The sequence below is a fragment of the Plantactinospora sp. DSM 117369 genome, from assembly GCF_053764795.1.
Genome location: NZ_CM132446.1, coordinates 6,958,879 through 6,972,500, shown reverse-complemented (window position 1 = coordinate 6,972,500; position 13,622 = coordinate 6,958,879). Strand labels below are relative to the sequence as shown.

Genomic DNA, 13,622 nt, shown 5'->3' with positions numbered 1-13,622 from the left:
TGAAGCCCCTTTGCGGGTGGAGCGTTGTATGGCCGCAGAGAGCAGGGGGAAGCGACTGTTTACTAAAAACACAGGTCCATGCGAAGAAGTAATTCGATGTATATGGACTGACGCCTGCCCGGTGCTGGAACGTTAAGGGGACCGGTTAGCTCTTTCGGGGGCGAAGCTGAGAACTTAAGCGCCAGTAAACGGCGGTGGTAACTATAACCATCCTAAGGTAGCGAAATTCCTTGTCGGGTAAGTTCCGACCTGCACGAATGGCGTAACGACTTCCCCACTGTCTCAACCACAGGCCCGGCGAAATTGCAGTACGAGTAAAGATGCTCGTTACGCGCGGCAGGACGGAAAGACCCCGGGACCTTTACTATAGCTTGACATTGGTATCTGAATTAGCTTGTGTAGGATAGGTGGGAGCCGGTGAAGTCCATACGCCAGTATGGGTGGAGGCAATCTTGAAATACCACTCTGGTTGGTTTGGGTATCTAACTTCGGGCCCTTATCGGGTTCAGGGACAGTGTCTGGTGGGTAGTTTAACTGGGGCGGTTGCCTCCTAAAATGTAACGGAGGCGCCCAAAGGTTCCCTCAGCCTGGTTGGCAATCAGGTGTTGAGTGTAAGTGTATAAGGGAGCTTGACTGTGAGACTGACGGGTCGAGCAGGGACGAAAGTCGGGACTAGTGATCCGGCACTTGCGTGTGGAAGCGGTGTCGCTCAACGGATAAAAGGTACCCCGGGGATAACAGGCTGATCTTCCCCAAGAGTCCATATCGACGGGATGGTTTGGCACCTCGATGTCGGCTCGTCGCATCCTGGGGCTGTAGCAGGTCCCAAGGGTTGGGCTGTTCGCCCATTAAAGCGGTACGCGAGCTGGGTTTAGAACGTCGTGAGACAGTTCGGTCCCTATCCGCCGTGCGCGTAGGATACTTGAGAAGGGCTGTCCCTAGTACGAGAGGACCGGGACGGACGAACCTCTGGTGTGCCAGTTGTCCCGCCAGGGGCACGGCTGGTTGGCTACGTTCGGGAGGGATAACCGCTGAAAGCATCTAAGCGGGAAGCCTGCTTCGAGATGAGGTATCCCACCCCAGTGATGGGGGTAAGGCTCCCAGTGAGACGACTGGGTTGATAGGCCGGAGATGTAAGCCAGGTAACTGGTTCAGTTGACCGGTACTAATAGGCCGAGGACTTGACTACAAAGTTGCTACGCGTCCACTGTGTGATTCACAGCAAACGAACAACGGTGTGCCCCTCGTGTGGGTGGGGTTGTTGTTTGTGTTGTTGATAGGGTTACGGCGGTTATGGCGGAGGGGAAACGCCCGGTTACATTCCGAACCCGGAAGCTAAGCCTTCCAGCGCTGATGGTACTGCACTCGGGAGGGTGTGGGAGAGTAAGACGCCGCCGGACATCTTAGTTCGCAGGGCCACCCCGGTCGGGGTGGCCCTGCGCTGCGTGTTTCGGCGATCCCGCCATGAGGAAGGATGTACCCGTGAGTTCAGGAGCGCATGGCGGAGACCGCCCGCGCCGTCGAGACGACCGTCCGGACCGCCGAGGAGGCGGCCGGGACGCTTCCACGCGTCGTGACGGGCGTCCGCCCTATCGCGGGGACCGCGATTCGTCCGGCACCGCTGGTGACCGGGGCGGCTATCCGAGTGGGGGTCGTCGCACCGACGGCCGTGAGGGCGACCGTCGCGACCGCCCCGCTCCGCGCGAGGGCGAGCGTCGTGACCGTCCGGCTCCTCGCGACGGCGCCGGCTACCGGGACGGCCGTGCTGCTGGCGGTGGCTACCGGTCCGGTGGTGACGACCGACGTGGCGGCGGTTTCCGGGGCGACCGGGACTCCCGGGGTGATCGCGACTTCCGGGGCGACCGGGACTCCCGGGGTGATCGCGACTTCCGGGGCGACCGTACGAGCGGTGGCGGGCGGTTCGGAGACGACGCGCGGCGGTCCGGTGGCTACCGGCCGGCCCGCGGCGACGACCGGCAGGGCGGCGGCTACCGCAGCGGCGGACGCCGGGACGACGATTTCGGCCCGGGCCGTTCGGAGGGGCGCCAGGGTTACCGTCCGGCCGGCACGGGCCCGCGTGACGGCAACCGGGACGGTGGCTACCGCGAGGGCGGCTACCAGTCCGGACGACGGGACGGCTTCGACCGCGGCGCCCGTACCGACTACCCGCGGGGCGGTGACTTCCGGGACGGCCGGCGGGACGACCGTGATTCGCGTGGCGGCGGTTACCGCGACGACGCCCGGCGCAGCGACGACCGACGTACCGGCGGTTACCGGGGCGGTTCCGGCGGTGATGACCGGCGCGGCGGCGGTTACCAGGGCCGGAGCGGCGGTTCCGGTGGTGATGACCGGCGCGGGGGTGGCTACCAGGGCCGGAGCGGCGGTTCCGGTGGTGATGACCGGCGCGGCGGCTTCCGGGGCGAGAGCGGTGGTTTCCGGGGCGGCTCCCGGCCCGGCTTCGGCGACGACCGACGCGGTGGTCGCGACTCGCGAGGTGGCGGCTACCGCGACGACGCGCGGCGGGGCGATGACCGACGGGACGGCGGCTACCGGGGCGACAGCGGTTACCGGGGGCGCTCGGGCGCGGGTTCCGGCGGCGACGCGGGGCGCGGCGGCGGCTACCGTGGCGGACCGTCGGGCGGCGGTGACCAGCGTGGCGCAGCGCGGGACGGCGGACGGCGCTTCGGCGACGACGCGGGTCGTCGTGGATCTGGCGACCGTAGCCGGGAAGGCTTCCGGGGTTCGGACCGGGACGGTGCGCGTGACGGCGACCGTGGCGGTTTCCGCAGGCCGGACCGGGACGACCGGAGCGGCGCCCGGGAGGGCGTCCGGTCGGGCGGTGACCGCGCCGACCGTGGCCGTGCCGACGAGGGCCGGCGGGACTGGAAGCCCCGACAGGGGGCCGGCCAGTCGGGCCGGAACGGCACCCCCGGCGCGGGAGCAGGCGGCTACCCCCGTACCGAGGGTACGAATCGACGCGACCGGGGCGACCGGTCCGGCAGGCCGGGCGACGCCGCCCGGGAACCCGCCGCCCCGGCCCTGCCGGAGGAGATCGTCGCCACGGATCTCGACAGTGCGGTCCGGGCCGAACTGCTCTCCCTGGCCAAGCCGGTGGCCGAGACGGTGGCGCGGCACCTCGTCGCGACCGGAGCGCTGATCGACGACGAGCCGAACCTGGCTCTGGAGCACGCGCTCGCCGCCCGGCGCCTGGCGGCCCGGATCTCGGCCGTACGGGAGGCGGTGGGGCTGGCGGCGTACCGGGCGGGTGAGTGGCAGACCGCGATCGCCGAGCTGCGCACGTACCACCGGATGAGCGGACGGCAGACCCACCTGGCGGTGCTTGCCGACTGTGAGCGGGCGCTCGGGCGTCCGGAGCGGGCGATCGACCTCTACCGGGGCGCCGACCGCGAGTCGCTGGACCAGGCCGGGGCGGTGGAGTTGTTGATCGTGGCGGCCGGAGCCCGTGCCGACATGGGCCAGGGCGAGGCGGCGGTGGCGATGCTCCAGGTACGTGAGCTGACCGCCGTGCCGACCGAGCCGTGGACGGCCCGGCTGCGCTACGCGTACGCCGACGCGCTGCTCGGGGTGAACCGGCGGGAAGAGGCACGGGAGTGGTTCGTCCGGGCCGCCGAGGCCGACGAGTTCGGTGAGACCGATGCCGCCGAGCGGCTGTTGGAACTCGACGGTGTCGTCCTGGAGGGCGACGAGTACGAGGACGACGACGCGACCGACGGTGAGTCCGACCGGGTGGCGGACGCCGACGCCGCAGCCCCGGACGACGGCTCCGCCGACCGGGACGGTGATCTGGAGGACGACGAGGACGACGACGAGGTCGCCCGTGCGGACCGTGACGACGACGAAGACGAGTACGACGACGAGTACGAGGACGACGATGAGGGCGCTCAGCCGGTCGGCGAGGCGGGGTTGGCGGACGAGGACGCGCCGACGGTAGCCGCCGAGACGACCCCGGCGGACGCGGACGGGGACGCGATGGCCGACGCCGACGCCGACGTGAACCCGGACGCGGATGCGGACGCCGACGTGGGTGCGAACGCCGACGTCGACGAGGACGCGAAGGCCGCGCCGGGTGACCTGGACGGTCCTGACGAGGAGCCGGTCGCGGCGGAGTCTGCTGCGGCGGAGGCTCCTGCGGCCGACGCCGGCCCGGGGGCCCGTCCCGTGCGTGGCGCCGAATCGTGAGCGACTCCTCGCCGGGAGGCCGGCTGGTCGACGGGTACGACCTGGTGATCTTCGATCTGGACGGCGTGGTGTATCTCGTCGACCGGCCGATCGAGACGGCGGTCGCGGCGGTCGGCCGGCTGCACGCCGAGGGCAAGCCGCTGGCGTACGCGACGAACAACGCCTCCCGGCGCGCCGACGAGGTTGCCGCGCTGCTCACCGGGATGGGGCTCGCCGTGCGGCCGCAGGAGGTGCTCACCTCCGCGGCCGCCGCGGCGGAACTGCTGGCCCACCGGTTTCCGCCGGACTCCCCGGTGCTGGTGGTGGGTGCGGAGGCGCTGCGGACCGAGGTACGTGACGTCGGGCTGCGCCCCGTCTCCCGGCTGGAGGACGCGCCAGTGGCGGTGGTGCAGGGCTACGGGCCGGAGGTCGGCTGGGCGGACCTCGCCGAGGCGGCTCTCGCGGTACGGGCCGGTGCCGACTGGTTCGTCACCAACACCGACCGGACGCTGCCGACCGCCCGCGGTCCGGTACCCGGGAACGGCTCGCTGGTCGCGGCGGTGCGTACCGCGCTGGCCCGCGACCCCGACGTGGTGGTCGGCAAGCCGGAGCCGGCCCTGTTCACCGCCGCCGCCCGGCGGTTCGGCGCGGCCCGCCCGCTCGCGGTCGGCGACCGGCTGGACACCGACATCGAGGGCGCGGTCCGGGCCGGGATGGAAAGTCTGCTGGTACTCACCGGGGTGTCGGCGCCGATCGACCTGCTGCATGCGGCGCCGTCGGCCCGGCCGGACTTCGTGGCGAGCGACCTGGGCGGGCTCTTCGACCCGGCCCGGGTCGCCCGGTTGACCGCCGATCCCGCCGATCCCGCCGGCGCCGGTTGGCAGGTGGTCGACGGCGGGCCGACGGTGCTCAGCGGGGAGGGGTCGAGCCTGGGGGCGCTGGCCGCGCTCTGTGCGGCCAGTTGGTCGGGAGTACCGGTCGACGAGGTCGAGCCGGGATCCGAGGCGGCCCGGAAGGCCCTCGGGGAACTCGGTCTGCTGCGCTGAGGCAACCGCCCGGACCCACTGCCGAGCCGGAGTGCGTACCGGGCGGGTGCGGGTTCCCGGGCGGTTGGCTCGGTGCAGGGCCGGTACCCGGGACGGGCAGCCGGGACGCGTCGCGGGCGAGGCGCCGACCGCCCGACGGGTTCAGAGCATCTTGCGGAGTTTGAGCAGGTCGAACGGGTTGGCGTTGATCGACATCTGCCGGGAGGCGAGCGCCTTCGGCACGTCCAGTTCGCCCCGGACGAGACGGATCAGGTCGTCACTGGTGGTGCTCAGCGCGATCTTCGCCTTCGGGTCGTCACCGTCGGCCAGGTCGATCAGGCGTCCGCCGGTCAGCCGGCCGTGGAACGCCGTGCCCAGGTCGGTGATCCGGCACGCCAGGGTGCGATCGAGATCAACCTGCTTGCGTACCTTGTCGGCGTTGGCGTCCATCCGGGCCGCCAAATCGTGCAACGCCTGCCGACACTCGTCCACGGTCGCCATCGTCGTGCCCCCTCGCATCACGCCACGCCCGTCCCCCGGGCACCGTACCGCACTGGGCGGGTCGGGGCGCCCGGTAGCGTGACAACCTGAACTGTCGGCACCCGCGAAAGGACCGGGGTATGCAGGATGCGTGGCGGGCCTACCTTGAGCTGGCCCTCGGGCTGACGGAGGCGTCGAAGAAGCGCGCCCAGGCCGCCGCCAGGAAACTGGTCGGCTCCAGCGGTGCCACGGCCGCCCAACTGCAGACCATGGCCGAGGAACTGGTCTCCACCGGGATGGCCAACCGGGAGGCGCTGATCCGGATCATCCGGGTCGAGATCGACCGTACCCTCGCCGCCGTCGGGCTGGCCACGGCGGACGAGGTCACGGCGCTGACCGACCGGGTCGCCCGGTTGGAGCGGGAACTGTCCGCGGCACGGGCGGCGGCGCCGGGTGGCACCGCCGGTGCGGCGGCGACCGCGACGACGGCGGGCGGCGTTCGGCCGCCGGCGCCGGGTGTGCCGGCCGGGACCGGCGCGCTGGCCAAGAAGGCGGTGGCGAAGAAGACCGTCGCCAAGAAGGCCGTCGCCAAGAAGACCATCGCGAAGAAGGCCGTGGCGAAGAAGGTCGCCGCCAAGAAGGTCGCCGGGCAGAAGGCCGCCGCGCCCGAGACGGTCGCCAAGCAGGCGGTGGTGAAGAAGGCGGTGGCGAAGAAGGCCGCCGCCGGCAAGGCGGTGGCCACGAAGAAGTCGACCCCGGGCAAGGCCGTGGCCAAGCGGTCGCCGGCACCGGGTAGCGGTGCGGCATGACCTCCGTCGCGCACCGGGCCCGGCTGGCGACCGGGCGGAGCGGAGGGGCGGCATGAGTCAGGTACCCGTACCGGGGCCGTTCCGGCCGGCTCCGCCTCCCTCAGCGGCGGCACGGCCCGTTCCCGGCCCGGCACCGGCCGGCGGATGGAGCGATCCGGCCGGTGAGCCGACCGGCCCGGACGGCGGCGGCTCCGGCCATCCTGCCGTGGACGCGGTGCTGCAGGCGATGGCGAACGCCGCGAACCTGCCGCCGGCCGACCAGATCGCCCAGTACGAGGCGGCGCACCAGACCCTGCGGGAAACCCTCGCCACCATCGACCAGGCGTGAGCCCAGTCCCCTCGGAGAACTTCGATGGCACGTCGTACCCGGCTCGACGCCGAACTCGTCCGCCGTGGGATGGCCCGGTCCCGGGAACAGGCCGCGGCGCTGGTCGAGTCCGGGCGGGTGCAGGTCCGCGGGGTACGGGCACACAAGGTGGCCGCGATGGTGGACCCGGCGGATCCGGTCCGGGTGCTCGGCGAGGACCCGAGCACCGAGTACGTCTCCCGGGGCGGACACAAGCTGGCCGGCGCGCTGGCGGCGTTCGCCCCCGAGGGGCTGGACGTCGCCGGCCGGCGCTGCCTGGACGCCGGGGCGTCGACCGGCGGTTTCACCGACGTGCTGCTCCGGGCCGGTGCCGCCGAGGTGGTGGCGGTGGACGTCGGCTACGGCCAGTTGGCCTGGAGCATCCGCTCCGACGAGCGGGTCCGGGTATTCGAGCGCACGAATGTGCGTACCCTGACGCCCGACACCATCGGCGGCACCGTGACCCTCACCGTCGCGGACCTGTCGTTCATCTCGCTCCGCCTGGTGCTGCCGGCGCTGGCCCGCTGCACCGCCCCGGACGGCGACCTGGTGTTGATGGTCAAGCCGCAGTTCGAGGTCGGAAAGGAACGGGTGGGCAGCGGTGGGGTGGTACGCGATCCGCAGCTACGGGCCGAGGCGGTGCTCGCGGTGACCGACGCGGCCGGCGGGCTCGGACTCGGCCTGGCCGGCGTGGTGGCCAGCCCGCTGCCGGGGCCGAGCGGCAATGTGGAGTTCTTCGTCTGGCTGCGCGCCGACGCGCCGCCGCCGGACGAGGAGCTGGTGCGAGCGGTGGTGACGACCGGGCCGACCGGCCCGGCCGTGGCGCGGGAGGGAGCCCGATGACCCGGACGGCACTGCTGGTCACGCACACCGGACGGCGGCGGAGCACCGAGCACGCCCGTACGGTCGCGGCCGACCTGATCCAGGCCGGCTTCGAGGTCCGGGTGGTGGCCGAGGAGGCCGACGACCTGGACCTGCCCGGGGTGACCCCGGTGAGCCTGCTCGGCGCGGCCGAGGGCGCCGAGATCGTCTTCGCGCTCGGCGGCGACGGCACCTTCCTGCGCGCCGCCGACCTGGCCCGGCCGGCGAAGGCGCCGCTGCTCGGAATCAATCTCGGCAAGGTCGGCTTCCTCGCCGAGGCCGAGATCGACGACCTGGACCAGGCGGTCCGGGACGTCGTGGACCGGAACTACACAGTGGACGAGCGGCTCACCCTCGACGTCCGGGCCGAGTTCGAGGGCGGCCCGGTGATCGAGTCGTGGGCGCTCAACGAGGCGAGCGTGGAGAAGGGCGAGCGGGCCCAGATGCTCGAACTGCTCGTCGACGTCGACGGCCGGCCACTGTCCCGGTACGGCTGCGACGGTGTGGTGTGCGCGACCCCGACCGGCTCCACCGCGTACGCCTTCTCGGCCGGTGGCCCGGTGGTTTGGCCGGAGGTGGAGGCGCTGCTGCTGGTGCCGATCAGCGCGCACGCGCTGTTCAGCCGGACGATCGTCACCGCACCGACGGCGACCTTCACCATCACGGTGGACCCGTTCACCACCCTGGCGGTGCTCTGCTGCGACGGCCGCCGGGTCTACGACCTGCCGCCCGGAGCCAGGGTCACCGTGCAGCGGGGTGCGCTGCCGGTGCGGGTCGTCCGGCTGCGCGCCCGGCACTTCGCCGACCGGCTGGTGGCGAAGTTCGGCCTGCCGGTGCAGGGCTGGCGGGGCAACCGCCGCTGACGGCGACAGACGGCTGGGCGGCCGGGCGCCAATCGGAATGCGCGCCGGGTGGTCAAGTGTCGGGGCCCGCTACTACTGTCGGTGGCTGTGCTGGAAGAGCTGCGCATCACCGGACTGGGCGTCATCGAGGACACCACACTGCCGCTGACTCGCGGCATGAACGTCATCACGGGCGAGACCGGCGCCGGAAAGACAATGGTGGTGACCGGTCTCGGCCTGCTCTTTGGCGGGCGGGCCGACGCCGGCCGGGTGCGGGCCGATCCGGGTCGGGCGGTGGTGGAGGGGCGGCTGCGGCTGACCGGCACCGCCGCGACGGCGGTGCACGCCCGGGTGGTGGATGCGGGCGGTGAGCCGGACGACGACGGGTCGGTGCTGCTCAGCCGTACGGTCACCGTGGAGGGGCGGTCGCGGGCGCACGTGGCCGGCCGCAGCATGCCGGTGTCGATGCTGGCCGAGGTGGGCGAGCAGGTGTTGGCCGTACACGGCCAGTCGGACCAGCTCCGGCTGCTCCGGCCGGCCGAGCAGCGGGCCGCGCTGGACCGGTTCGGCGGGCCGGAGCACGAGAAGCTGCTGGAGAGTCTGCGCGAGTCGTACACCCGGTGGCGGCGGGTCTCCGACGACCTGGCCGACCGGCGGCGCAACGCGCGGGAGCGCAACCAAGAGGCCGATCTGCTGCGGCTGGGTCTGGACGAGATCACCCGGGTCGACCCGCAGCCGGGCGAGGACGAGGAGCTCAAGGCCGAGGCGCAGCGGCTGGAGCACGCGGAGGGGCTGCGTACGGCCGCGCAGACGGCGCAGCACTGCGTGGCGGGTGCCGCCGAGCCGACCGACGAGATGGCCGACGTGACCACCCTGCTCGGGCACGCCCGCCGGACGCTGGAGGCGCAGGCCGGGGTGGACCGGACCCTCGGCGACCTGTCGGTGCGGCTGGAGGAGGTCGCCACGCTGGTCGGCGACATCGCGGCCGAGCTGTCCGGCTACCTCGCGGCGCTGGACGCCGACCCGGCCCGGTTGCAGGTCATCTACGAGCGCCGGGCCGCGCTGCGCGGCCTGACCCGCAAGTACGCCGACGACGTCGACGGGGTGATCGCCTGGGCGGACCGGGCCCGGACCCGGCTGTCCGAGCTGGACACCTCCGACGAACTCCTCGACGAGTTGGACCGGGAGCGGCAGCGGCTGGCCGGCGAGGTGGCCGAGTTGGCGGGCCGGCTCTCGGCGGCCCGCCGCGAGGCGGCCACCCGGTTCGCCGAGCAGGTGACCGTCGAGCTGGCCGGGCTGGCGATGCCGCACGCCCGGATCGAGGTGGCGGTGCTGCCTCGGCCGGCCGGCAAGGCGGAGCCGACGCTCACCGTCGACGGGGTCGAGGTCGGGGTCGGTCCGGACGGGGCGGACGAGGTCGAACTGCGGCTGCTGGCCCATCCGGGCGCCCCGTCGCTGCCGCTGCAACGCGGTGCCTCCGGAGGTGAGCTGTCCCGGGTGATGCTCGCCATCGAGGTGGTCTTCGCCGGCTCCGGCGGGCCGCCCACGCTGGTCTTCGACGAGGTCGACGCCGGGGTGGGCGGGCAGGCGGCGGTGGAGATCGGCCGCCGGTTGGCCCGGCTGGCCCGCAGCCACCAGGTGCTGGTGGTGACCCACCTGCCCCAGGTGGCCGCGTTCGCCGACCGGCACCTGGTGGTGGCCAAGGACACCGGCGGTGCGGTGACGACCAGTGGGGTACGGGTGGTGGAGGACACCGACCGGGCCCGGGAGCTGGCCCGGATGCTCGCCGGTTTGCCGGACTCCGATCTGGGTATCGCCCATGCCGAGGAACTTCTGGCCGTGGCTGCCCGGGAACGACGCTCCTGAGGCTGCGGCACCGCGCGGCGGAACGTGCCCCTGGCGGTCACGATCCGTGGTACCGAAGCGAACGGTGTGACGCCGACCACACCCGGCCGGGTAGGAATGTGGTTCCCTTGGGGTGGCGGCCCTGCTCAGGCATGTCGCGACAGAAAGCTCTGCCTCACATGCCAGGATGGTTGGGATGCGTTTACCCACGTTGCGCCGGGCCCGGAGCGCGGAACCGGGCAAAGTCGTCGGCACCGCGCGCCTCGATCGCCGGACGAAGCGCCTGGTCAGCCGGCTGCGTCCGGGCGAAATCGCGGTGATCGACCATGTCGACCTGGACCGGGTGGCAGCCGACTCGCTGGTCGCGGTCGGCGTCGCCGCGGTGCTCAACGCCAAGCCCTCGGTCTCCGGCCGCTATCCGAACCTCGGCCCGGAAGTGCTGATCAAGGCGGGCATCCCCCTCCTCGACGACCTCGGCGAGAGCATCTTCCAGCAGATCCGGGAGGGCGACACCGTCCGGATCGACGGCAACACCGTGCTGCTCGACGACGAGCCGGTCGGGCACGGCAGCCGGCAGGACGCCGAATCGGTGGCCAAGGCGATGTCCGACGCCCGGGAAGGGCTGTCGGTGCAGTTGGAGGCGTTCGCCGCCAACACCATGGAATACCTCAAGCAGGAGCGGGAGCTGCTGCTCGACGGGGTCGGTGTGCCGGACGTCGAGACGCCGATCCGGGGCCGGCACTGCCTGATCGTGGTCCGGGGCTACGACTACAAGGCCGACCTCGACGTGCTGCGCCCGTACATCCGGGAGTTCAAGCCGGTGCTGATCGGCGTGGACGGCGGCGCGGACGCGCTGGTGGAGGCGGGCTACACCCCCGATCTGATCATCGGCGACATGGACTCGGTCACCGACGACGTGCTGCGGTGCGGCGCCGAGGTGATCGTGCACGCCTACCCGGACGGGCGGGCGCCGGGGCTGGCCCGGGTGAACGGGCTCGGCGTGACGGCACAGACCTTCCCGGCCGCGGCCACCAGCGAGGATCTGGCGATGCTGCTCGCCGACGGCAAGGGCGCCTCGCTGATCGTCGCGGTCGGCACCCACGCCACCCTGGTCGAGTTCCTGGACAAGGGCCGGGGCGGCATGGCCTCCACCTTCCTGACCCGGCTCAAGGTCGGCGGCAAGCTGGTCGACGCCAAGGGGGTGAGCCGGCTCTACCGGCAGAGCATCTCCGGGTCGTCGCTGTTGCTGCTGGTGCTCTCGGCGCTGGCCGCGATGGCGTCCGCGGTCGCCGTCTCCACCGTCGGAAAGGCTTACCTCGGGGTCGCCTCCGAGTGGTGGGACAATGTCGTATTCCAGCTTGGACAGCTCTTCTAGCCCCGTGCTGGTGTCCTCCCGGCCCCGAATGATGATCAAGAGGCTCTTGTCGTGATCAATTTCCGGTACCACGTGGTCTCGCTGACCGCGGTGTTTCTCGCCCTGGCGATCGGTCTGGTGGTGGGTACCGCGGCGCTGAACGGTCCGGTCGCCGACTCGCTCAAGGATCGGGTCAACGCGCTGGGCAAGCACAACGAGCAGCTCCGCGAGTCGGTGAACAACCTGGAGACCGAGGTCCAGCGCGAGGAGGACTTCGTCCGGGAGGCGGCGCCGCACATGCTCAAGGGCACCCTCGCCGGCCGGCGCGTCCTGGTCATCGTGCTGCCGAGCGGGCAGGACCAGGTCGACGGGGTTGTCGAGATGCTCCGGCTGGGCGGCGCCTCGGTCACCGGGCGGATCGACGTACAGGAGAAGTTCCTCGACCCGGACAGCAGCGTACTGCTGCTCGGCGTCGCGGCGAAGGCGGCCAGACCCACCGTCCCGGACGTCGGACTGCCCAGCAGCGAGGGGGTGGAGAAGTCCAGCGCCCTGCTGGCCAGCGCCCTGCTGGACCGTCCGGAGGGCGGCTCGCCGGTGACCGACGCCGACCGGCGCTCGGTGCTGGACGACTACAGCGAAGAGGGCTACCTCAACGTGCCCGACAAGATCACCGGTTCCGCCGAGGCGGTCGTGGTGGTCAGCGGTCCGCCGTACGTCGACCGGGACGCGACCCGCAAGGACCGGTCGGTGGTGCAGCTCGCCGAGCAGCTCGACAAGGCCGGGGCGATCGTGGTCGCCGGCAACGGCAGCAGCGGCGGCAACCTGGTCGCCGAGGTACGCCGGGATCCCGCGCTGTCCAAGACGATCTCCACCGTCGACAACACCAACACCGTGCAGGGGCAGCTCGTCACCGCGCTGGCGCTGGTCCGGCAGATCATCCAGAAGCAGGCCGGCGCGTACGGCGTCGGCGCGGGTGCCGAGTCGCTGCTGCCGGAAATGCCCGAGTGACCGCCCGGTCCAGGGGCGCCCGGGCCCGCGCGCTCGGCGTCGGCATGCTCATCGCCGGTGCCGCCCTGCGTGGGGTGCTCGCCGGCCCGTGGGCCGCCGGGCTGCGCCGTACCAACTTCCGGGGCCGCACCGTCACCCTCGCCGCCGGCCCGGCGCTCGCCGCCGGAGCGGCCGCGGGTGCCGCCGCGGGCGCCCCGAGCCGCCCGGCCGGCGCCGCCGCCCTGGTCGCCGGCCTCTCCTGCGGAGCCGTCGGGCTCTACGACGACGTGGTCGGCGCCCGGCCCGAGCAGAAGACCGCCAAGGGCTTCGCCGGACACCTCGCCGCGCTCCGCGAGGGGCGGGTGACCAGCGGGGTCGTCAAGATCGCCGGGGTCGGCGCGGCCGGCCTGGCCGCCGCCGCCCTGCTCGCCGCCGACCCGACCGTCCGGTCCCACCCGGGCCGCCGCCGCGCCGGACGCGCCGCCAACATGGTCGACCTGCTGCTCGGCGCGGGCGTCATCGCCGGCACCGCGAACCTGGTCAACCTGCTCGACCTGCGGCCGGGACGGGCCCTCAAGTCCGGTGTGCTGCTCGGCACGCCGCTGCTGCCCGGCCCGACCGGTGGGCTCGCCGCCGGGCCGGTCGGCGCTGCCGCCGCGCTGCTCCCGGCCGATCTCGACGAACAGGTGATGCTCGGCGACAGCGGGGCGAACGCCCTCGGCGCGCTGCTCGGCGTCGCGCTGGCCGCCCGTACCGGGCCGGTGGGGCGGGCCGGGACACTCGCCGTGATCACCGCGCTCACCGCCGCCAGCGAGAAGGTCAGCTTCACCCAGGTGATCCAGAACACCCCGGGGCTGCGCGAACTGGACGCCCTGGGCCGGCGACACTCCTGAG

Annotated in this window: 11 protein-coding genes and 2 rRNA genes (1 of these 13 running past the window's edge); 12 read left to right on the top strand and 1 reads right to left on the bottom strand. The window is 72.3% G+C overall.

The features are described 5' to 3' along the window. From ACSMXO_RS29345 to ACSMXO_RS29330, 4 genes are all read left to right on the top strand, one after another. A 23S ribosomal RNA gene (locus ACSMXO_RS29345) occupies window positions 1-1,189 on the top strand; it begins 1,925 nt to the left of the window's first position. Window positions 1,190-1,283: 94 nt separating this feature from the next. Continuing rightward, window positions 1,284-1,400, top strand: a 5S ribosomal RNA gene (rrf, locus tag ACSMXO_RS29340). Window positions 1,401-3,123: 1,723 nt separating this feature from the next. After that, window positions 3,124-4,200 carry a tetratricopeptide repeat protein gene (locus ACSMXO_RS29335; RefSeq protein ID WP_455419334.1) on the top strand — a complete coding sequence of 359 codons (1,077 nt, stop codon included), beginning with the start codon at window positions 3,124-3,126 and terminating at the stop codon, window positions 4,198-4,200. Continuing rightward, the gene (locus ACSMXO_RS29330) at window positions 4,197-5,225 is read left to right on the top strand and encodes an HAD-IIA family hydrolase (RefSeq protein ID WP_346263030.1); all 1,029 of its coding nucleotides are present in this window, start codon (window positions 4,197-4,199) and stop codon (window positions 5,223-5,225) included. The genes ACSMXO_RS29335 and ACSMXO_RS29330 overlap by 4 nt, the downstream gene beginning before the upstream one ends. 141 nt (window positions 5,226-5,366) lie before the next feature. On the opposite strand, the gene ACSMXO_RS29325 is transcribed toward ACSMXO_RS29330, so the two are convergent. Continuing rightward, entirely contained in the window at window positions 5,367-5,705 is a 339-nt protein-coding gene (locus tag ACSMXO_RS29325; RefSeq protein WP_318402883.1) for an alkyl sulfatase C-terminal domain-containing protein, read from the bottom strand. 119 nt (window positions 5,706-5,824) lie between these two features. Here ACSMXO_RS29325 and ACSMXO_RS29320 point away from each other — a divergent pair, with 119 nt between their 5' ends. The 8 genes from ACSMXO_RS29320 (at window position 5,825) to ACSMXO_RS29285 (ending at window position 13,621) form a co-directional block, all read left to right on the top strand. Continuing rightward, window positions 5,825-6,493 (top strand): phasin family protein, encoded by a 669-nt coding sequence (locus ACSMXO_RS29320; RefSeq protein ID WP_455414673.1) that lies wholly within the window; start codon window positions 5,825-5,827, stop codon window positions 6,491-6,493. A 52-nt stretch (window positions 6,494-6,545) separates the two neighbouring features. Continuing rightward, on the top strand, window positions 6,546-6,821 hold the full coding sequence (locus ACSMXO_RS29315) for a hypothetical protein (RefSeq protein WP_346263028.1): 276 nt from the start codon (window positions 6,546-6,548) through the stop codon (window positions 6,819-6,821). Window positions 6,822-6,845: 24 nt separating this feature from the next. After that, on the top strand, window positions 6,846-7,682 hold the full coding sequence (locus ACSMXO_RS29310) for a TlyA family RNA methyltransferase (RefSeq protein WP_455414672.1): 837 nt from the start codon (window positions 6,846-6,848) through the stop codon (window positions 7,680-7,682). Next, entirely contained in the window at window positions 7,679-8,563 is an 885-nt protein-coding gene (locus ACSMXO_RS29305) for an NAD kinase (protein WP_346263026.1), read from the top strand. The genes ACSMXO_RS29310 and ACSMXO_RS29305 overlap by 4 nt, the downstream gene beginning before the upstream one ends. A gap of 87 nt (window positions 8,564-8,650) precedes the next feature. Beyond that, window positions 8,651-10,408: a DNA repair protein RecN gene (gene recN / locus ACSMXO_RS29300; protein ID WP_346263036.1), complete on the top strand. Its 1,758-nt coding sequence runs from the start codon at window positions 8,651-8,653 to the stop codon at window positions 10,406-10,408. Between the two features lie 175 nt (window positions 10,409-10,583). Further along, a complete protein-coding gene (gene steA, locus ACSMXO_RS29295) occupies window positions 10,584-11,762 on the top strand; it encodes a putative cytokinetic ring protein SteA (protein WP_346263025.1) in 1,179 nt (392 codons plus the stop codon). Between the two features lie 51 nt (window positions 11,763-11,813). Beyond that, window positions 11,814-12,749 carry a copper transporter gene (locus ACSMXO_RS29290; RefSeq protein ID WP_455414671.1) on the top strand — a complete coding sequence of 312 codons (936 nt, stop codon included), beginning with the start codon at window positions 11,814-11,816 and terminating at the stop codon, window positions 12,747-12,749. Window positions 12,750-12,793: 44 nt separating this feature from the next. Then, complete coding sequence (locus tag ACSMXO_RS29285; protein WP_346263035.1) at window positions 12,794-13,621, top strand: hypothetical protein; 828 nt, start codon at window positions 12,794-12,796, stop codon at window positions 13,619-13,621. Window position 13,622 lies beyond the last annotated feature (1 nt).